Below are 18,397 nucleotides of genomic sequence, written 5' to 3'. Positions count from 1 at the left end.
GCGCTGTACCGATGATTCGCTCGCACACTCGCTCATACTCACTCCCCAACGACCGCGTCGACGCGCGCATGCCCGTGGCCGTGCCCATGGCCGTGCGCCGGGTCGTCCGGATGATGGTGGGGAGTCTGCGCCGCGCCGAGCTTGTCCTCGAACCCGGGGAGCAGCACCCGGTAGGCGCAGGTGTCGCAGTTCATCCTGATGTCGCCGTGCAGCGCCTCCCGGTAGCGCTCGACGACCAGCCCGGCGAGCTCGTCACAGTCGCCGAGGTAGTCCGCGACGCGGACCTCGACGTCCGGGTGCTCCACCCCGAACGCCAGGGACTGTTCGACGACCCGGCGCGGCAGCACGCCGTCGAACAGGAAGTAGGGCGCCACGACGACGCGGCGTGCCCCGAGCGCCCGGCACCGCGCGAGCCCGGTGGCGACATCCGGCCGGGCGAGCGAGACGAACGCGGGCTCGACGAAGTCGTACGCCCTGCCCTCCTGCAGCAGCCGGGCGACCTTGCAGACCTCGGCGTTGGCGTCCGGGTCCGTGGATCCGCGCCCGACCAGCAGCACGGCCGTGCCGGTGCCGTCCTCGCCGTTCAGCGCAGCCGCGATCCGCTCGTCCAGCAACTCCTGCAGCACCGGGTGCGGGCCGAGCGGGCGGCCGAACACGTAGCTGGTGGCCGGGTCGCGCAGCACCTCCCGCTGCAGGGCAGCGGGGATGTCGCCTTTGGCGTGCCCGGCGCCCACCAGCACCATGGGCACCGCCGCCATCGTGGAATGGCCACGACCTGCCAGCGCCGTCCATGCCTCGTGCACGGTCGGCTGCGACAGCTCGATGAACCCGCCGTCCACGTCGACGCCCTCGGCTGCGAGCCGGCGCCGCACTCGTCCGGTGAACGCCACGAACTCGGCGACGCCCGTGGCGTCCACCGTTCCGTGGCCGACCAGCAGCACCGGCGGGACGTTCATGCGGTCTCCTCGCTGTACAGCAACGCGTTGACGGCGGCGGCCGTCGCGGCGGCCCCACCCCGTTCGGAGCGGTTGGACACTGCGGGCAACCCGGCGGCGCGCAGCCCGGCCTTCGCCGCCACCGCGCCGACGAACCCGACGGGCAGCCCCACCACGAGCGGTGTGGTGACCAGGCCCGATGCGGCGCACCGCAGCAGTTCGACCAGCGCGGTGGGGGCGTTGCCGATGGCCCAGACGGCGCCGGATGGATGCTCACGAACGGCGGCGCGGATCCCCGCCGCCGAGCGCGTGAGCCCGTCGGCAGCCGCGAGTTCACGCACACCGGGCAGGTCGAGGGCGACCGTGGCGGGCCGGGAGGTGACACCTACCGCGACCATGCGCACATCCGTCACGAGCGGCGCCCCGGCGAGCAGCGCGGCGCGGCCCGCGCGCAGTGCCTGCTCGTCGCAGACCAGGTCACCGGCCCAGCTCGGGTCGGCGCTGGTGTGGACCACTCGCTCGACGACCGCACGGGTCAGCGGCGGCAGATCGGTGGTGTCGAGGCGCGAACGCAGGATCGCGTACGACTCCACCTCGATGGGGTGCACGCTGCTGCGCACGCTCGTTCTCCTCCCCGGGTGTCCGCGCCCGGACGGGTCGATGGCCATCGGCGGCGTGGGTCTGGCTCCCCCGACGAACCGGGGTCACAGTGGCGGGACCGCTCCGGATTCGCACCGGGTTCCTCGCTGCCGATCGATCGCGAGCATAACCCGAGCTCTCCGCGAACACGGAGAACCGCAGGCCAGGTGGACGATCATCGGGTGATCCAGCGGTATCCGCGGGGGGTGACCATCCGTCCGGCGACCATCCGCGTCGCCGACGATCCCACGACCACGGTGGTGAGCATGTCCACCTCGGCGGGGTCGAAGTCCGCCAGCGCGGCGGTCCACACCCGCTGCCCAGGCCGGCCCGCCTGCCGCACCGCGCCAATGGGAGTGGTGGGCGGCCGGTGCGCCCGGAACGCATCGAGGGCCGCGCCGAGCTGCCAGTGCCGGTCGCGGCTGCGCGGGTTGTAGAAGCAGGTGACGAGATCCGCCGCCGCGGCGGCCGCCACGCGCTGCTCGATGACCTCCCACGGCGTGTGCAGGTCCGAGAGCGAGATCAGCACGTGGTCGTGGCCGAGCGGGGCCCCGAGCAGGGACGCGGCGGCGAGCGCTGCGGTCACCCCGGGCACCCCGACCACCTCGATGTCAGCCCCTGCGCCCTGTAGCGCCGGGCTCGCCATCGCGTACACCCCGGCGTCGCCGGAGCCGATCAGGGCCACGGCGTGCCCCTTCGCGGCGAGGGCGACGGCGTCGGCGGCGCGCTGCTCCTCGTCGCCGAGCCCGCTGGCGCGCACCTCGGTGCCCGGCCGCAGCAGGTGGCGCACCTGGTCGACGTACTGGTCGAGCCCCACCACGATCGACGCGCGGCGCAGCTCCGCCTCGGCCCGCGGCACCCGCAGGTCGGCGGCACCGGGCCCGAGCCCGACGATCGCGAGCCGTCCGCGGGGGCGGATCCGGGCGGCCGCGACCGTCACGTTGTCGCCCTTGATCTTCTCGACGACCAGCTCGACGGGCGCCCCGGCAGCCAGATCGGCCGCGGCATGCAGCGCTGCCGCCTCCGCGACACTGGCCGTGCCCACCTCCCTCCGCACGACCTCGCTGGGGTTGGGCACCTCGACCGCAGCCAGCGCGGCGGCCGGGTAGGTGCGCAGCGGGGCCGGGGCGATCGCGGCGAGGATGCCGGACTCGGCAGCCTTCAGATCGACGCTCGCGTAGGCGCGGACCGCGCGGAGGTCGAGGCCGTACTCGGTCTCCAACCGGCTCAGCGTCGCCGCCACCGCCTCCGCCGGAACGCCGCGGGCGCTCCCGATCCCCACGACGAGCGTGGGAGGCACGAGCCGGGTGACCGCGGTGCCGTCCCCACCCCGCGAGTCGCCTGTTTCGCCGACCAGGGCCCCGGAACCGACCCCTGCCCCGGCCTGCGCACGGGCGACACCCGCGGTTTCGGCAGGGGCTCCCGCTCCGGTGGCGTTCTGCTCGACAGCATCGCTCGCCGCCACGCTCCGGGCGGCCGGCGTCCTCCGGTCCGCGGCGGCGTCCGGGTCCTGCGCCGCGTGGGCGGTCGGTGTGCCCGGGGCTCCGACCTCCTCCTGGGAGCCGCTGCGTTCCTCGGCTAGGGCGACGCGGTCGGTGATCACGATCGTGTGGCGGATCTCGCCGGTCGTGGGCGGGAAGGGGGGCAGCGGGAAGCCCAGCGGGTTCTCCAGGCGCGCGGCCCCGTCCAGGAGCGCCGTGCCGGCAGCGGCGAGGTCGCCGCCGACGGCCGCACCGAGCAGCTGCACCAGCTCGTCGAGGCCCGTGCTGCCCACCGCGTCGGACGCCGTGGTGATCACCGGCTGGGCACCCAGCAGCGTCGCGACCCGGGTGGCCAGCGCGTTCGCCCCACCTTCGTGGCCGCCGGTGAGCGCCACGGCGAAGCGGCGCGCCTCGTCCACGCAGACCACGCCGGGGTCGGTGCGCTTGTCGGCCAGCAACGGGGCGACCAGCCGCACGGTCGCCCCGGTGGCGAGGAAGAACACCGCCCCGTCCAGCCCGGGCCACAGCGTCGGCAACTCGCCGAGCTCGTGCGCGGTGGCGCCGAGCGGGCCTGCCACCTCGGCGGCGGCCCGGCGGCCTGCCTCGGTGACGGCGAACAGCGCGATCGTCATCGATCCTGAACCTCTCCCCAGACGAGCGTGATCGGATTGGTGGCCGCGAGCCGCACCGACCCGTCGGGCAGCTCCGCCAGGCGGCTCGCCGCCACCTGCACGCCGCCGACGGCGTATCCGGCGGCCGTGAGGGCGGCGCGGGTCGGAGCGACCCGGTCCAGCGCGGCGAGTGCGACGACGATCCGCCGCGGTCCGACGGCCGCCGCCGCGGCGACGACCTCCGGCCCTCCGCCGCCCACGAACACGGCGTCCGGGTGCGGGAGCCCGGCGAACACGTCGGGCGCCACGCCCGGTACCACCCTGACCTCGACGCCGTGGGCGCTCGCATTGGCCCGCACCCGGGCGACGTCGTCGTCCCGCCGCTCCACCGCGAGTACCGCCGCGCCGAGCCGGGCGCACTCGACCGCGACCGATCCCGACCCGGCACCGACGTCCCAGACCAGCGTGCCCGGACGGGGCGCGAGGCGGGGCAGCGCGACGGCCCGCACCTCGGCCTTCGTCACCATCCCCGCGCGGTGCTCGAACGCCTCGTCGGGCAACGCCCACCCGCCGGGCGGGGGCGCCGGCTCGCCACCGGCGTACCAACCCCGGCTCGCCGCCTTCTCATCGAGCCGCAAGCACAGCAGCACGCTCAGCGGATTCCACGAACGGGCTGCAGCCTCTGCGGCCGGCACCGTCGTCACCCGCTCGTCCGGACCGCCGAGGTCCTCGGCCACGACGAGGGTGCGCGGCCACCCGTCCAGCGCGGCACCGATCTCGGCAGGCCCGGCGCCCGGCCCGGTGAGCACGGCCGTGGCCCCCCGCGCACGGCAGACGTTCACCGCGGGACCCAGGGCACGCCCGTGCGCGCTGACCACCGCCACGTCGTCCCACGATCGGCCGGCCCGGGCGACCAGCACCTGCACGCTCGACAGCGCAGGCAGCACGACGGGCTCGTGACCGTGCTCACGCAGCAGGCGGACGATCCCGAAGAAGCCAGGGTCGCCGCTGGCCAGCACCACGGCCCGGCGCCCGGCGAGCTTCTCGAGCGCGGGTCCGACGGGCCCGAGCACGAGCTGCTCCGCCCCGGCGGGCACCGACAGCCGCTGCACATGCCGCGCCGCCCCGACCACGACCTCCGCCGCAGCCAGCGCCGACTCGGCCCCCGGAGGCAGTGGCCCCCCATCGACCCCGATGACGGTGATCGTCACGCTGCCACCCGCCCCGTGCCCATGGGCCCCGACGACCTCCGGAACGAACGGCACGCTCGGCGGAGAGGTTCGTGCGGAAGGGCCGCTCGTTTTCTCACGGGGCCGGGCGTCCTGCGGCGCGGGCGGCCCGCAGTTCCCGGCGGGCGGCCGCGTCGGGCTTGCGGAACGTGTGGAAGTGCCCGGGGTGGTAGAGGTGACTGCGGGTGCCCGCCGACCCGAGCGCCGGGCCGACCAGGAACAACGTCTGCCGCCACAGCTTGCGCTCCTTGCACACGGCCTCGACCTCGTCGAGCCGGCAACGCAGCGTCAACTCGTCGGGCCAGCTGGTGCGGTAGGCGACCACGACGGGGGTCTCGTCCGGGTAGCCGCCTGCGCGCAGCTCGTCGACCATCTGGGCCGTGCGCGCCGCGGACAGGAAGATCGCCATCGTGGTGCCGTGGCGGGCGAACTCGCGCAGCTTCTCCCGCTCCGGCATCGGGGTCTTGCCGCCTTCGAGCCGCGTGAGCACCACCGACTGGGCCACCTCGGGGATCGTCAGCTCCCGGCCCGCGACGGCTGCGGCGGCTCCGAACGCGGAGACGCCGGGCACGATCTCCACGTCGAGACCGAAGGCCTGCGCCGCGTCGTACTGCTCCTGCACGGCGCCCCAGAGCGATGGGTCCCCGGAGTGCACGCGCGCAACCTTGAGCCGCTGGTCGGCAGCCCGGCGGTAGATCGCGAGCACGTCCTCGTGCGCGATCGTGGACGAGTCGACGAGCTCGGCGTCGGCGCGGGCGTGCTCGGTTATGCATTCCTGCATGACGAGGCTCGCAGCCCAGATCACCACATCGGCCTCGGCGATCCGCCGCGCGCCCCGCAACGTGATCAGGTCCGCTGCCCCCGGCCCGGCCCCGACGAACGACACTCTCCCGCGATCCACGCCGGACAGTCTGTGCCGCGGCACTCGGCCACGTCCAACCAGCGGCCGCCGCCATGATTGTCGTGACATTCGGCTGCCAGCCCGTCGACGGGCCGAAACCCCGATCTCACGGTGATCAGTCGGGCAGCAGGGCGCGCAGCGCGGCGTCCACCGCCGCCGTCCGGTAGGACTCGAGCGGCTCCTCGGCCATCAGGACCACGCAGTCCTGCAGCCCGCCGAAGGCGATCACGGCGCGGGCCCGGTCGGCGGGGCGGTCGCTGCCCACCAGCGCCCGGTCCAGCTCGACCCGCTTGCGGACGAGGGCGTCGAGCACGTCCAGCCGGGCGAGCGCTCCGAAGTCGCGCAGCAAGCCCTGGAACAGCATCTTGTGCCGGTGGCACAGCTCGAGATAGCCGTCGAGCGTGGCCCGCATCCCCTCCGGGCCGGAGGCCATGGCGTCGATGCTGAACGCCTCGAGGTCCACGACCAACGGGCTGAAGAGCTCGGAGATCAGCTTGTCCTTCGACGGGAAGTGGTAGTAGAGCGCCGCCTTCGTGATGTCGAGACGCTCGGCGATCTCGCGCAGGCTCGTCTGCTCGAACCCCCGTTGCGCGAACAGCTCGAGCGCGACCGCCCGGATCTCTGCACGGGTGTCGGCACTGCGTCGCGGCACGGGAGGTCTCCTCGGCGGATCCGGATACGGCTCCGGAAGCTTAGCCGCTTGCCTGCCGGACGGTTATCTACTTGCCGCACGGTTAGTTAGTGGCTTACCGTGCGGCAAGTAGATTCCTTGCATCGGGAGGCCGACATGACCCGCACCGTCCTGATCTCCGGCGCCAGCATCGCCGGGCCGGCCCTGGCCTACTGGCTGCATCGCCACGGCTTCCAGCCGGTGGTCGTCGAGCGCGCGGCGGCGGTGCGCGGCAACGGCTACCCCATCGACATCCGCGGTACCGCTGTCGACGTCGTCGACCGGATGGGTGTGCTGCCGCGGCTACGGGCGGCGCACGTCGACACGCAGCGCATCACCTTTGTCGATGCCTCCGGCCGTCGCACCGCCGGCATGAACATGGAGGACATGCTGAGCAGCACCGCAGGCCACGACATCGAGGTGCCGCGGGGTGAGCTCACGACCGTGCTCTACGAACACACGCGGAACGACGTCGAGTACGTGTTCGACGACTCCATCAGCACGATCGAGCAGCGCGACGACGGCGTGCACGTGACGTTCCGGCGCGGCAGGCCGCGCACGGTCGATCTGGTGGTCGGCGCCGACGGCCTGCACTCGAACGTCCGTCGCCTCGTCTTCGGGCCGGAACGGGATTTCCGGCACGACCTCGGCTTCTACTTCGCCGGCTTCTCCATCGACGACGCCCTCGGCCTCAGCCACGAGGTGATGGCGCACAACACGCCGGGCCGGCTCGCGGGCTGGTACGCGGTGGGCGGGCAGGACCGGCCGACCGCGATGCTGGCCTTCGCCGCGCCGGAACTGCACTACGACCACACCGATCTCGACCAGCAACGCGACCTCGTGGCGCAGGCCTTCGCCGGCGGCGGATGGGAGATCCCGCGGCTGGTCGCGGCGATGCGCACGGCGGACGACTTCTTCTTCGACTCCGTCAGCCAGATCCGGATGCCCCACTGGACCGCCGGACGGGCCGCCGTGGTCGGTGACGCCGGCTACGCCCCGGCGCTGCTGTCCGGCCAGGGCACGAGCCTCGCGCTCGTCGGCGCGTACGTGCTGGCCGGAGAGCTGGCCGCAGCCGGAGGCGACCACAGCGTGGCGTTCCCGGCGTACGAGCGGGAGATGCGTGACTTCGTCGAACGCGGCCAGAGGATCGCCCGGACCGGTGGGGCCGCCCTGATCCCCCGGACCCAGGCCCGGATCTGGTTGCGTGACCGGATCATCTCGGTGCTGCCCCGGCTGGGTCCGGCGAAGTCGCTGGTCACCGGCGGGGCGGAACGGGCGACCCGCAGCCTGGAACTGCGCGACTACGCCCGCGATGATCGCCGCGAGATCCGGGGATCCGCCCTTCCCAGGGCCGAGAACCGGATCTCGCAGTGATCATCAGGCCGCCGCGCTCCTCCCGACGTCGATCGCGTGGGACAGCGTCGCGGCCGCCGTGGTCAGCGCAGTGTCCAGCACCTGCTCGCGCCGCCGCGGGTTCATCAGGTTGCCGCCCATCGCCAGCAGGTCCTCCGCGCCCGGCATCAGCACCGTGACGCGGGTGCCCGTGGCCCGCAGCGCCTCGACGTCGGCGTCGAGCCAGCGGGTGATCAGACGCCGGACGCCCCGCTCCACCCCGACGATCGGGTCGAGGGAGCGGTCGTAGGAGTGGCTGGCCAGCGGCGCGAGCACGTACACCTCGTCGAGCCGCGGCGCGTCGGGCCGGGACAGCAGGCCCAACGACGTCGACGAGGCCACCCCACCGTCGACGTACCGGCGCCCGCCGATCGCCTGGGGCGCGAACCAGCCGGGGATCGAACAGGACGCCAGCACCGCCTCGGCCACCGACGACGCCGGCGCACCGGGCCGTCCGAAGACGACGCGCTCACCGCTGTCGTAGTCGACGGCGACCACCCACAACGGCGCTCCGGGCACCCAGCCGTCGGGGGTGGTGCCGATCCGGGACTGCAGGACGTCGACCATCCGGACGAGCGATCCCATCCGTCCCCGGCCGCGCGGCAGCAGGCCCGACGCCGCGATCACCGGATCGATCCGCCACGGCGGCATCGCGGCGGCGAGGAGCAGCCGGGGGGAACCGAGGAGGGGCAGCGGCAACGGCGGGAGCCCGTCGCCGGACTCGCGGTCGATCGCCTCCATCTCGGGCAGCTCCTCGGGCCGCCGGTCCGCGACGCCGATCGGGTCGATGCCCCGCTGGTGCGCCAGCAGTTCCGGCACGTCGATGCCGGACCGCAGCGCTGCCGCAAGCACGCTGCCCGCGCTCGTGCCGAGGACGAGATCGACGTCGCCGAGGGGGCGATCCAGGGCCGCCGCCACTGCGGAGAGCGCTCCGACCATCCAGGCCGATCCGAGGATGCCGCCGGCGCCTAGCACCAGACCCACCGTCGGAGCTCGTCGTGAAGCGTTCGTTGCACGAAGGCGGTCCGGCATGGTGACCTCCTCGCCGAGGACCCGTTACTGCACGGTAGCAACGAGGACGGCGAAAAGGGAGCACCGGCGAATCACGTCTTACAAGGCCGCTGCACCGACGAAACGGGCAACAGCATCCGGATCTCCCGCGGGATGGGTGTGCAGAAAGGACGCGTGCACCCCGCCGACCACCCATCCCTCCGGCGCGCCGCCTCGCCAGCCCCAGGCCGGCGCCGACCCCGCCGCGGGCGTCACCGCGCAGTGGTGGAACTCGTGACCGGCTACCCGGGCGCCCGCAGGGAAGAGCGGCGATCCGGTGAGTGCGACGGCGTCGCGGTACCCGAGCGTGAGCCGCCCGGTCATCGCGGCCCGGGCCGGCAGCACCCCGCACATGGGCGCGTCGTCGAGCGATTCGCACAGGTAGAGCAGGCCGCCGCACTCGGCGTGCAGCGGCGCTCCGGACGCGGCGAGCGCCGCGACCGCGGCCCGCAGCCCCTCGTTCGCCCCCAACGCGGCGACGTGCTCCTCCGGGAACCCACCGGGCAGCACGAGCGCCGCCGTGCCGTCGGGCAGGGTCTCGTCCCGCAGCGGATCGACCACGACGACCTCCGCGCCCGCTGCCGCCAGCAGCTCCACGTGCTCCGCGTAGCCGAACGTGAACGCAGGTCCGCCGAACACGGCCGTGCGCGGAGCCGGACGCTCCCGCACCTGCACCATCGCTCTGACCGCGTCGGCGGCCGACCAGGCCGGCCCCGGCGGCAGGGGCTCGGCGAGCCGCACCACGGCGTCGAGGTCGACGTGGGCGGCCACGAGCTCGGCCATCGCGGCGACGGCCGACACCGCCGCGGCCCCGTGCTCGGCCGCGGTGACGAGCCCGAGGTGCCGCGACGGGACGGCGAGTGCGTCGCGGCGCGGCAACGCCCCGAGCACCGGGAGCCCGGCCTCCTCGGCGGCAGCCCGCAGCACGGTCTCGTGCCGCTCGCTGCCCACCTGGTTGAGGACGACACCCGCGAGCCGCACCTCCGGGTCGAACGACCGGAAGCCGTGCAGGAGCGCCGCCAGGCTGCGCGACTGCCCACGGCAGTCGACGACGAGCACGACCGGCGCCCCGAGCAGTCCCGCCACCTGCGCCGTCGAGCCCTGGCCGTCGGCGAGCCGCCCGTCGAAGAGGCCCATCACCCCTTCGACGACGGCGATCTCGGCGCCGGCGGCACCGTGCCGGGCGAGTGGCGCGATCCGCTCGGTGCCGACGAGCACGGGGTCGAGGTTGCGGCCGACCCGGCCGGCGGCGAGCGTGTGGTAGCCGGGATCGATGTAGTCCGGTCCCACCTTGAACGGCGCCACGGCCGTGCCCCGCTCGCGCAGAGCGGCGATGAGACCGGTGGCGACGGTGGTCTTCCCGCTGCCGGACGACGGGGCCGCGATGACGAGCGCCCGCGCCGTCATCGACGCCTCCGTCCGCCACATGGACACGTGTCGCGGTTCAGGCCGATGACCGAACGGCGTGATGTGTCCATGTGGCGTCGATTCCGGCGGTTACTGGTGGCCGAGGACCGGGTGCGGGACGTACGGGGCCTCCAGTGCCGCGATCTCCTCGTCGGTCAGCTCGATGTCGACCGCGGCCACCGCATCCTCGATGTGCCCCGGCTTGGTGGCCCCGACGATCGGGGCGGTGATCGCCTCCTTGTGCAACATCCAGGCCAGCGCCACCTGCGCGAGGGGCAGGTCGCGGGCCTTCGCGACGTCGGCGACGGCGTGCACGACGGCCTCGTCCGACTCGTTGTACATCCGGTCGCCGATCGGGTCACCACCGGACGAGCGGGTGGTGGTGCCGTGCTGGTCCGGCACGCGAGCCAGCCGGCCACGGGCCAGCGGGCTCCACGGGATGACCCCCACGCCCTGGTCGAGGCACTGCGGGTGCATCTCCCGCTCCTCCTCGCGGTAGATCAGGTTGTAGTGGTCCTGCATCGCGACGAACCGCGTCCAGCCACCGAGGTCGGCGGTGAACTGTGCCTTCGCGAACTGCCACGCGTGCATGCTGGACGCGCCGATGTAGCGGGCCTTGCCCGCCTTCACGACGTCGTGCAGCGCCTCCATCGTCTCCTCGATCGGCGTCTGCGGATCCCAGCGGTGGATCTGGTAGAGGTCGACGTAGTCGGTGCCGAGCCGGCGCAGCGACGCGTCGATGCTCGCCATGATGTGCTTGCGGGACAGGCCCGAGTCGTTGGGGCGGTCGCTCATCGGCGACCTGACCTTGGTGGCGAGCACGTAGTCCTCGCGGCGGGGGAACAGCTCCGCGAGCAGCGTGCCCGTCACCTCCTCGCTGACGCCGAGTGAGTAGACGTCAGCGGTGTCGTAGAAGGTGATGCCGGCCTCGGCAGCGGCGCGCACGAGCGGCCGTGAGCCGTCGATGTCGAGCACCCAGTTCCGCCAGGACGACGAGCCGTAGCTCATCATCCCCAGACAGATTCTCGATACCTGCAGTCCGGTTGAGCCCAGTCGTGTGTACTCCACTCCGGGCACACTAATCCTGCGAAGATCTCCGAACTACCACTCGATTCCGCGCTGGCCCTTCTGCCCCGAGTCCATCGGATGCTTGATCTTCGTGGTCTGCATGACGAGATCTGCCGCGGCCACCAGCTCGGGTGCGGCATCCCTCCCGGTGATGATCACGTGCTGACGGCCCTGCCGGGCGCCGAGCACCGCCACCACCTCGGCGACGTCGACCCAGCCCCACTTCATGGGGTAGGTGAACTCGTCGAGCACGTACACGTCGTGCACCTGCGCCTCGATCCGGCGGCGGATCTCCGCCCAGCCCTCGGCGGCGGCAGCGGCGTGGTCCTCCTCGGTGCCCTGCTTGCGGGTCCAGGACCAGCCCTCACCCATCTTGTGCCACTCGACGGGCCCGCCTTCGCCGGTCTCGGCGTGGACGCGGCCGAGCGCGCGGAACGCCGCCTCCTCGCCGACCTTCCACTTCGCCGACTTGACGAACTGGAACACTCCGATCGACCAGCCCTGGCTCCAGCCGCGCAGCGCGAGCCCGAACGCCGCGGTCGACTTGCCCTTCATCTCCCCCGTGTGCACGACGACGAGCGAGCGGTTACGACGTTGGCGCGTGGTGAGCCCGTCGTCCGGCACGGTCGTGACCCGTCCCTGCGGCATGTGTGTTCCCCTCTCACGCAGCCCGGGCAGCCCGGACCACCCCGGCCACCTGGTCGGCAGAAAGCTCGGCCAGCCCGAGCGCCGGGCCACCCGCAGCGGCGGCCACCCGGGCAGCGAGGCCGAGTCGCACCGGCCCGCTCTCGCAGTCGACCACGATCGTCGCGACGCCATCGGCTGCGAGCAGAGCCGCGGCCCGGCACGCGTCGTGGACGGCGTCGCCACCCTCGCGCGCGGCGACCGTGGCGCGGCCGTCGGTGAGCACCACGAGCAGCGGACGCCGGCGCGGGTCGCGCAGCCGCTCGACGCGCAGCACCGCCCGCGCCCGGAGCAGCCCGTCCGCGAGCGGGGTGCGCCCGCCCGTGCGCATCGCCGCGAGCCGGACCTGCGCCGCCGGGACGCTCGACGTGGGCGGCAGCACGAGCTCGGCCGCCGTGCCCCGGAACGTGACGAGTCCGACCTTGTCGCGGCGCTGGTAGGCGTCGCGCAGCAACGAGAGGACCGCGCCGCTGACGGCGGACATCCGCGCCCGTGCGGCCATCGAGCCCGAGGCGTCGACGGCGAACAGCACGAGATTGCCCTCGCGGCCTTCGCGCTCGGCCCGGCGCAGGTCGCCGGTGCGTAGCAGCAGGCCGGCACCGGCGCGGCCGCGGGCCAGCTGATGCGGCGCGGCGGCGGCGATCGTGGCAGGCAGGTGCAGGTCGGCGGCGCGGCGCGGCGTCTCACCTGACGCGCGCACCGTCCGTCCGGTGTCGGTGCGCGCCCGGGAGCGGCGGCCAGGGGCGCCCTCCCCCACCCCGGGCACCTGCAGCAGGCGGGCCCGGAACGGGGTGGACGCGGGTGGGGCGCCTGCGCTGCGACCATCGCCGGCCGGCGTGGTGCCACTCGGCCGGTGGTCCGTGTCGGGGCGCGACGCGTCGGGAGCGGACGCCCCGTTCTCCGGCTGCGGGGCACCACCTCCGCCGGACGGGCCGCCGTCACCGGGGCCGGGGTCGTCCGGCCCGCCGTCGCCCGGTCCACCGTCGTCCGGGGGCTCCTCCTGCTGCGCCGCCTCGCGTAGCGCGTCGTCGAGGGCGTCGTCGTCGATTCCCGGCTCGTCGAACGGGTCGCGACGGCGCCGGTGCGGCAGCGCGAGCCGCGCCGCCACGCGCACGTCCTCCTCGGCCACCTCGTCCGCGCCCCGCCACGCAGCGTGCGCCACGGCGGCACGGGCGATCACGAGGTCGGCACGCATCCCGTCGACGTCGAACGCCGCGCACACGGCCGCGATGCGACGCAGCTCGGCGTCCGGCAGCACGACCGACCCGACCCTGGCCTGCGCGGCGGCGATCCGGGCCGCGGTCTCGGACTCGGACTCCTGCCATGCGGCGACGAACCCCGCGGGGTCGGCCTCGAACCCCATACGGCGACGGACCACCTCGACGCGCGTGGCCACGTCCCGCGCGGCGCGCACCTCAACGGCGAGCCCGAACCGGTCGAGCAACTGCGGGCGCAGCTCCCCCTCCTCCGGGTTCATCGTGCCCACCAGCAGGAACCGGGCCGCGTGCGAGACCGACACCCCGTCCCGCTCGACGTGGGCGCGGCCCATCGCGGCGGCGTCGAGCAGCAGGTCAACGAGGTGGTCGTGCAGGAGATTGACCTCGTCGACGTAGAGCACGCCGCGGTGGGCGTCGGCGAGAAGCCCCGGCTGGTAGGCACGCACACCCTCGCGCAGTGCCCGCTCCAGATCGAGGGAGCCGACCAACCGGTCCTCCGTGGCACCGACGGGCAGTTCGACGAGGCGCGCTGCGCGGGTCTCACTCGCTCCCGCCCCGCGCTCGTGCGGGCCGTCGGGGCAGTCCGGGTCGGGGGCGGTGGCCGTGGGGTCGCAGCTGAAGCGGCAGCCGGAGACGACGGCAAGGCGCGGCAGCAGCGCCGCCAGCGCGCGGACGGCCGTCGACTTCGCGGTGCCCTTCTCGCCACGCACGAGCACCCCACCGATACCCGGGTGCACAGCGTTGAGCAGCAGCGCGAGTCGCAGGTCGTCATGGCCGACCACGGCGGAGAAGGGGAACGTGCTCATCAGGGCGAGCCTGCCAGAACGGACGTCACCACCGGGAGACCGACGGGCACACCGTGACTGATCACATGTTCAAGTGCACGGATGTCGATGTGTTTCTCGACGAGATCGCCGAGCAGGTCGAGCTGGGCGTCGCGCTGCGCGGCGAAGCTGGTGGCCGGAGCCGCAACGAAGCCGGCGCGGCCCGCCTGCTGCGCAACCCGTGCCAGCAGCGACCGTCGGAAACCGTCGTTCTCCAGCAGGCCGTGCCAGTGGGTGCCGATCACGGCTCCCGCGTCGGATCCCTCCTGGCCAGTCTCCGAGGCTTCGAGCAGCGGCGGATCGCCGGAGTGGACCACCCGCCCGTGATGGATCTCGTAGCCACGCACCGGCTCGCCCCACGCCGTGCCCGCCGGGTTGCCGAGGTGCTTCTCGGCGTCGAAGAGGACCTCGAGGTCGAGCAGCCCCAGCCCCGCGACGACACCACCGTCGGTACTGCTCTCGACGGCATGCGGATCGGCGATCCGGCGGCCGAGCATCTGGTAGCCCCCACAGATCCCGAACACCGGGCGTCCGGCACGGGCGTGCGTCGCCACCGCGTCGGCGAGGCCGGTGCGGCGCAGCCACTCCAGGTCGGCCACGGTCGCCTTCGAGCCGGGCAGCACCACCAGGTCGGCGTCGAGCAGCCGGGCAGGCTCCGTGACGTACCGGACGGCGACCCCCGGCTCGCAGGCCAGCGCCTCCGCGTCGGTGGCGTTGGAGATCCGCGGGAACCGGACGACGGCCACGCGCAGCCACTGCGACCCGAACGGCGGCGCCGGGCGTCCGAGCACGCTGTCGGCCACGGCGGACAGCGAGTCCTCGGCGTCGATCCACAGGTCATCGGCCCACGGGACGACGCCCAGGGTCGGCCGCCCCGTGAGCGCGGTGAGCTGGTCGAGACCGGGCGCGAGCAGGGCGGGGTCGCCCCGGAACTTGTTGATCACGAACCCGGCGACGCGCGCCTGGTCGGCCGCGTCCAGCACGGCGAGGGTGCCGAACAGGTGCGCGAGCACGCCGCCACGGTCGATGTCGCCGACCACCACCACGGGCAGGTCGGCGGCCTGCGCGAGCCCCATGTTCGCGATGTCACTCCCCCGGAGGTTGATCTCCGCGGGCGACCCTGCGCCCTCACAGACCACCACGTCGAAGCGCTCGCGCAGCCCGGCGAGCTCCGCAGAGACGACGTCGAGCAGCGCGGCCTTGCGGGCGTAGTAGGAACGTGCGCTGGCCGTGCCGTCCACCCGGCCGCGCACGACGACCTGGGAGCTGCGGTCGCTCCCCGGCTTGAGCAGCACCGGGTTGAACGCGACGCTCGGTTCCAGCCCGCAGGCGCGGGCCTGCATCGCCTGTGCGCGGCCGATCTCGCCCCCGTCGGCGGTGACCACCGAGTTGTTGGACATGTTCTGCGCCTTGAACGGCGCGACAGCGACGCCACGCCGGGCAAGCCACCGACAAATGCCGGCGACGAGGACACTCTTGCCGGCATCGGAAGTGGTACCAGCCACAAGTAGCGCCCCCCGCATGCCGCCACCCTACGTCGCAGCTCGGAGCCCTAATGCTCCCGAGGACCCACCTCAAACGGCACTTCGGAGCCCTACTGCGGCCACCCGACTACGGTGGACCTGTGCGGTTCCTTCTGCGGCCTGGGTGGCTCGCCTTCATCGCGGTCGTCATCGGGTTCGCGGCCGCCTGCTACACGCTGCTGGCCCCGTGGCAGTTCGGCCGGGAGGCCCAACGCGACGCCGAGCAGCAGGCCATCGACGCCTCCTACCACACGCCGCCCGTCCCGCTCGCCGAGCTCACGTCCGCAGGCACCGGCGTCACTTCCGCACTGGAGTGGCGGCAGGCCACGGTGTCGGGCACCTACGTCTCCGACGCCGAGGCGCTCGTGCGGCTGCGGGTGGTGGACGGCAAGCCCGCGTTCGAGGTGCTCACCCCGTTCCGCACCGACGACGGGCGGCTCATCACCGTGGACCGGGGGTACGTCTCCACGCCAAGCGGCTCGCAGGTGCCGGGCTTCGCCGCCGCCCCGCCAGGCCCCGTCACGCTCACCGGCCGGCTCCGCGTGAACGAGACCGACCCCCAGAACCGGCCCGTGTCCGTCCTCGACGGGCACCGCCAGCTCTACGCCGCCGACTCCCGCGCGCTCGCCGCCGCCACGAACCTGGACCTCGAACCCGGCTACCTGCAGCTCTCGGCCGACCAGCCCGGAGTGCTCGGCCCGCTCCCCGTCACGGTCAGCGCGAGCGGGGCGCCCTTCACGAACTTCTCCTACGCACTGCAGTGGCTCACGTTCGGCGCGATCGCCATCTTCGCACTGGCCTACTTCGTACGCCTGGAGCTGCTGCAACGCCGGGGCAAGGACCGCCGGGCCGAGCGCACCGCGCTGCGCCAGGCCCTCGCCGGTGACGACGACGCGCCCGAGCCGCGGGAGGGGCCCGCGCAGCAGGACGAGACCCCGCTCGCCGACCGCTCCGGCCGCCAGTAGCTCGATCGGCAGCTCAGCTGATCGCGATCAGAGCCGTCCGGATCGGAGATCGGTGACCGCGACCCTCGCGGCCAGCCCGATCGCGGCGTCGGCGCGCGGGAGCATCGCGTCGGCACGGGCGGCGTGGGTGAACACGGCCACCGCGACGGGACGTTCCCCGTCGAACTGCACCACGCCGACCTCGTTGCGGATGGCGCCGAGGGTGCCGGTCTTGCCCGCCACCCGAACCCCGGCATAGGGGAACCCCGAGCGCAGCCGATGCGGCCAGATCTGCGCGCCGAGCACCTCGCGGGCGAAGCGGCACTGCTCCGCCGAGGCAGCGCGGTCGGACCAGATCGCGTCCAGCAGCATGGTCATCTCGCGCGCCGTGGTGGCGCTGCCGTACACGGGGTTGTAGGCCCTCACCTCGGGTGCGACGTCGTGGCTGGCCAGGGCCTCGAACGCGGCCGCGGTGTCGGCGGACGCCGTGTCGGCCATCAGCGTGCGGTGTACCTCCGCGGTGCCGCTGCGCACCCGGGTGCGGGTGAGGCCGAGGTCGGCCATCGCCTGGTAGAGCTGGTCGAGCCCGACGCGTTCCAGCAGGACGTCGGCGGCGGCGTTGTCCGACACAGCGACCATCGACAACGCCACGTCACGCCAGGACATGGTCACGTCGTCGCGCAGGATCGACAGTCCGGTCGGACCCACCGTGCGTTCCGTCGGGACGATCGTGACCCTCTCGCGTGGGTCGATCGTGCCGGCGTCGACCTGCCGGCAGAAAGCGACGAGCAGCGGAAGCTTGTAGACCGACGCCATCACCACCGGCTCGTCGGGTCCGAGTCCGACCTCGCGGCTCCCCGGACCGCCGAGCGCGACCGCGTGCAGCCAGCCGCGCACGCCGGCGTCGGCGAAGATCCGGAGGATCTCGTGGTCACGCTCGTTCACCCCGCCGCTCCTCCCCCGAGCGCGGCGAGCACCGCGTCGTGGGTGGCGGGGGCGGTGTCGGCGCCGCGCCACACCACGCGCAGGCGCAGCGGCAACGGATCACCGGCGACCGGCCTGCGCACGACGCCGGGCGCGGCGAGATCGGGATCGGCGGTGACGGCGAAAGCCCGGCCCATGGCGACGAGGACCAACGCGGCCCGGTCGTCCACGGCCGGAAGCACCGGGGCCACGAGCCCACGTTGCTCCAGCGTGTCGAGGAACAGATCGTGCGCCGCCGTTCCGTGGGGCCGTGGTGGCGCGGCCACACCCAGGCCACGCAACGACCGGAGCACCACCGGCTCACCGGTGCGTGCCGCGGGATGATCGGCGGGGATCAGCAGCGCGGTGTCGAGACGGACGACCGGCCCGCTGCGCAACGCACCCAGCAACGCCGGGTGGACGACGACGGCGAGATCGAGCTGGCCCGCCGTGACAGCGTCCACCAGTTCACTCGTCGAGGCGGTGGTCATCTCCACCGGGCCACCGGCGCGCTCCTGGCACGCGGTGGCCACGGCGGCCATGACACGCGGGCTGAGCTGCGGCACCGTACCGACGCGCAACGACGTGGCAGCGGCTCCGTACGTGCCGGCCACCCGTCGCAGATCCTCCGCGCCCTGCAGGAGAGCGCGGGCGCGCGGCAGCAGGTCGCGCCCGGCCGCGTTGAGTCTGACCCCGCGGGAGCTGCGCTCCAGCAACACCACACCGAGGCTGCGCTCGAGCCGTTGAAGGCCTTGCGAGATCGGGGGCTGGGCCATACCGAGCCGGCCTGCCGCGCGTCCGAAATGCTCCTCCTCCGCGATCGTGACGAAGAACTCCAGGTGCCGGAGGAGATCCACGG

16 protein-coding genes and 1 riboswitch are annotated in these 18,397 nt (G+C 73.7%); of the genes, 2 read left to right on the top strand and 14 right to left on the bottom strand.

The window, feature by feature from the left end:
* Positions 1–38 precede the first annotated feature (38 nt).
* The 6 genes from ACQPZQ_RS11425 to ACQPZQ_RS11400 form a co-directional block, all read right to left on the bottom strand.
* A complete protein-coding gene (locus ACQPZQ_RS11425; RefSeq protein WP_433294844.1) occupies positions 39–956 on the bottom strand; it encodes a sirohydrochlorin chelatase in 918 nt (305 codons plus the stop codon).
* Positions 953–1,555, bottom strand: coding sequence for a precorrin-8X methylmutase (locus ACQPZQ_RS11420; protein ID WP_433294842.1), 603 nt, complete (start codon positions 1,553–1,555; stop codon positions 953–955). Before ACQPZQ_RS11420 ends, ACQPZQ_RS11425 begins: the two co-directional genes overlap by 4 nt.
* A gap of 35 nt (positions 1,556–1,590) precedes the next feature.
* Positions 1,591–1,747, bottom strand: a riboswitch (cobalamin riboswitch).
* A gap of 2 nt (positions 1,748–1,749) precedes the next feature.
* Positions 1,750–3,687 (bottom strand): precorrin-3B C(17)-methyltransferase, encoded by a 1,938-nt coding sequence (cobJ, locus tag ACQPZQ_RS11415; protein ID WP_433294840.1) that lies wholly within the window; start codon positions 3,685–3,687, stop codon positions 1,750–1,752.
* Positions 3,684–4,877: a precorrin-6y C5,15-methyltransferase (decarboxylating) subunit CbiE gene (cbiE, locus tag ACQPZQ_RS11410; RefSeq protein ID WP_433294838.1), complete on the bottom strand. Its 1,194-nt coding sequence runs from the start codon at positions 4,875–4,877 to the stop codon at positions 3,684–3,686. The genes cobJ and cbiE overlap by 4 nt, the downstream gene beginning before the upstream one ends.
* A 94-nt stretch (positions 4,878–4,971) precedes the next feature.
* Positions 4,972–5,796: a precorrin-4 C(11)-methyltransferase gene (gene cobM, locus ACQPZQ_RS11405; RefSeq protein WP_433294836.1), complete on the bottom strand. Its 825-nt coding sequence runs from the start codon at positions 5,794–5,796 to the stop codon at positions 4,972–4,974.
* Positions 5,797–5,911: 115 nt separating this feature from the next.
* The gene (locus ACQPZQ_RS11400) at positions 5,912–6,448 is read right to left on the bottom strand and encodes a TetR/AcrR family transcriptional regulator (protein ID WP_433294834.1); all 537 of its coding nucleotides are present in this window, start codon (positions 6,446–6,448) and stop codon (positions 5,912–5,914) included.
* A 135-nt stretch (positions 6,449–6,583) separates the two neighbouring features.
* Between ACQPZQ_RS11400 and ACQPZQ_RS11395 the strand changes: the two genes are divergently transcribed.
* Positions 6,584–7,840 (top strand): FAD-dependent monooxygenase, encoded by a 1,257-nt coding sequence (locus tag ACQPZQ_RS11395; RefSeq protein WP_433294832.1) that lies wholly within the window; start codon positions 6,584–6,586, stop codon positions 7,838–7,840.
* Between the two features lie 3 nt (positions 7,841–7,843).
* On the opposite strand, the gene ACQPZQ_RS11390 is transcribed toward ACQPZQ_RS11395, so the two are convergent.
* From ACQPZQ_RS11390 to ACQPZQ_RS11365, 6 genes are all read right to left on the bottom strand, one after another.
* The gene (locus ACQPZQ_RS11390) at positions 7,844–8,842 is read right to left on the bottom strand and encodes a patatin-like phospholipase family protein (protein ID WP_433294830.1); all 999 of its coding nucleotides are present in this window, start codon (positions 8,840–8,842) and stop codon (positions 7,844–7,846) included.
* Positions 8,843–8,968: 126 nt separating this feature from the next.
* Positions 8,969–10,315, bottom strand: coding sequence for a cobyrinate a,c-diamide synthase (locus ACQPZQ_RS11385; RefSeq protein ID WP_433294828.1), 1,347 nt, complete (start codon positions 10,313–10,315; stop codon positions 8,969–8,971).
* A gap of 90 nt (positions 10,316–10,405) precedes the next feature.
* The gene (locus ACQPZQ_RS11380) at positions 10,406–11,383 is read right to left on the bottom strand and encodes an aldo/keto reductase (protein ID WP_433294826.1); all 978 of its coding nucleotides are present in this window, start codon (positions 11,381–11,383) and stop codon (positions 10,406–10,408) included.
* 33 nt (positions 11,384–11,416) lie between these two features.
* Positions 11,417–12,031 (bottom strand): cob(I)yrinic acid a,c-diamide adenosyltransferase, encoded by a 615-nt coding sequence (gene cobO, locus ACQPZQ_RS11375; RefSeq protein WP_433294824.1) that lies wholly within the window; start codon positions 12,029–12,031, stop codon positions 11,417–11,419.
* Positions 12,032–12,044: 13 nt separating this feature from the next.
* Positions 12,045–14,090, bottom strand: a complete 2,046-nt coding sequence (locus ACQPZQ_RS11370) for a putative cobaltochelatase (RefSeq protein WP_433294822.1) — start codon at positions 14,088–14,090, stop codon at positions 12,045–12,047.
* Positions 14,090–15,631, bottom strand: a complete 1,542-nt coding sequence (locus tag ACQPZQ_RS11365) for a cobyric acid synthase (protein ID WP_433294820.1) — start codon at positions 15,629–15,631, stop codon at positions 14,090–14,092. The genes ACQPZQ_RS11370 and ACQPZQ_RS11365 overlap by 1 nt, the downstream gene beginning before the upstream one ends.
* Before the next feature lie 101 nt (positions 15,632–15,732).
* Between ACQPZQ_RS11365 and ACQPZQ_RS11360 the strand changes: the two genes are divergently transcribed.
* Entirely contained in the window at positions 15,733–16,596 is an 864-nt protein-coding gene (locus ACQPZQ_RS11360; RefSeq protein WP_433294818.1) for an SURF1 family cytochrome oxidase biogenesis protein, read from the top strand.
* 27 nt (positions 16,597–16,623) lie between these two features.
* Here ACQPZQ_RS11360 and ACQPZQ_RS11355 read toward each other — a convergent pair whose 3' ends face one another.
* Entirely contained in the window at positions 16,624–17,520 is an 897-nt protein-coding gene (locus tag ACQPZQ_RS11355) for a serine hydrolase (RefSeq protein WP_433294816.1), read from the bottom strand.
* Positions 17,517–18,395, bottom strand: coding sequence for a LysR family transcriptional regulator (locus ACQPZQ_RS11350; RefSeq protein ID WP_433294814.1), 879 nt, complete (start codon positions 18,393–18,395; stop codon positions 17,517–17,519). The genes ACQPZQ_RS11355 and ACQPZQ_RS11350 overlap by 4 nt, the downstream gene beginning before the upstream one ends.
* Positions 18,396–18,397: the final 2 nt, after the last annotated feature.

This window comes from Pseudonocardia sp. CA-142604, from assembly GCF_050948475.1.
Lineage (GTDB): Bacteria > Actinomycetota > Actinomycetes > Mycobacteriales > Pseudonocardiaceae > Pseudonocardia > Pseudonocardia alaniniphila.
This window is presented reverse-complemented; position numbering and strand designations above follow the sequence as displayed.

Bases quoted from the DNA above. Each gene is read 5' to 3' on its own strand.
- ACQPZQ_RS11370 (WP_433294822.1), bottom strand. From the start codon at position 14,090: ATGAGCACGTTCCCCTTCTCCGCCGTGGTCGGCCATGACGACCTGCGA.
- ACQPZQ_RS11395 (WP_433294832.1), top strand. From the start codon at position 6,584: ATGACCCGCACCGTCCTGATCTCCGGCGCCAGCATCGCCGGGCCGGCC.
- ACQPZQ_RS11385 (WP_433294828.1), bottom strand. From the start codon at position 10,315: ATGACGGCGCGGGCGCTCGTCATCGCGGCCCCGTCGTCCGGCAGCGGG.
- ACQPZQ_RS11425 (WP_433294844.1), bottom strand. From the start codon at position 956: ATGAACGTCCCGCCGGTGCTGCTGGTCGGCCACGGAACGGTGGACGCC.
- ACQPZQ_RS11365 (WP_433294820.1), bottom strand. From the start codon at position 15,631: ATGCGGGGGGCGCTACTTGTGGCTGGTACCACTTCCGATGCCGGCAAG.
- cobO (WP_433294824.1), bottom strand. From the start codon at position 12,031: ATGCCGCAGGGACGGGTCACGACCGTGCCGGACGACGGGCTCACCACG.
- cobJ (WP_433294840.1), bottom strand. From the start codon at position 3,687: ATGACGATCGCGCTGTTCGCCGTCACCGAGGCAGGCCGCCGGGCCGCC.